The 862-nt window shown below is 66.2% G+C and carries 1 protein-coding gene; it reads left to right on the top strand.

What is annotated here, in order from left to right; translation table 11 throughout:
* Positions 1-661, top strand: a 661-nt coding sequence (locus JCM19049_RS15895; RefSeq protein WP_279403406.1) for a sodium/glutamate symporter, incomplete at its 5' end; no start/stop codon positions are given.
* Positions 662-862: the final 201 nt, after the last annotated feature.

Below are 862 nucleotides of genomic sequence, written 5' to 3'. Positions count from 1 at the left end.
TGCGCAAGCTGCCGGTGGCGGCGGCTCGGCCGGCGGCCCGGCGGTGGGTGAGGACCTGGACGAGGCGATCAAGCAGCCCGGGGATGAAATCAGCAACTACTCCTCGCTGTTGTCCACGGCCACGGTCATCGGCATCATCATGGTGGTCGGCATGCTGCTGGGCGACTGGATCGCCGAGATCACCGGCTTCTCCCTGCCGGCCTACGTCGGTGCGATGATCATCGCGGTGATCTTCCGCAACCTGAACGACAAGCTGAAGCTGATCAAGATCAACGACGACTCGGTCAACCTGATCTCCCAGATGACCCTCGGCTTCTTCCTGACCCTGGCGATGATGAGCCTGAAGATCTGGGAGCTGGCGAACCTGGCCGGCCCGCTGTCGGTCATCCTGCTGGTGCAGCTGGTGTTCATCGTCCTGTTCTCCGCGTTCGTGGTGTTCCGGATGATGGGCAAGGACTACGACGCGGCGACCATGGTCGCCGGCTTCCTGGGCCACGGCCTGGGCGCCACCCCGAATGCGCTGGCGAACATGGACGCGTTCAACGCCAAGTTCGGGATCCGCTCCGAGAAGGCGTTCCTGATTGTGCCGCTGGCCGGTGCGGTGCTGATCGACCTGGTGGCGCTGCCCTGGATTGTGTGGTGCATGAACCTGGTCGCCTAGCCGCCCCACGGTCTTCACCCCGCGGCGCCCCACCCCCTGCTGTTGCCGGGGGTGGGGCACCGTTGGTTTCCCCGGTCCGCTGACCGTCGCGCTAGGCTGGGGCGAAACCCCGGGGAGGAACAATGGGCGCCGAGATGGACATGCAGGCCGCGTTGCTGGCCGGACGCCGCGGACGGCGGCTGCTGTACGAGCTGGTTGCGG

It is taken from the genome of Arthrobacter sp. JCM 19049 (assembly GCF_001310435.1).
This window is presented reverse-complemented; position numbering and strand designations above follow the sequence as displayed.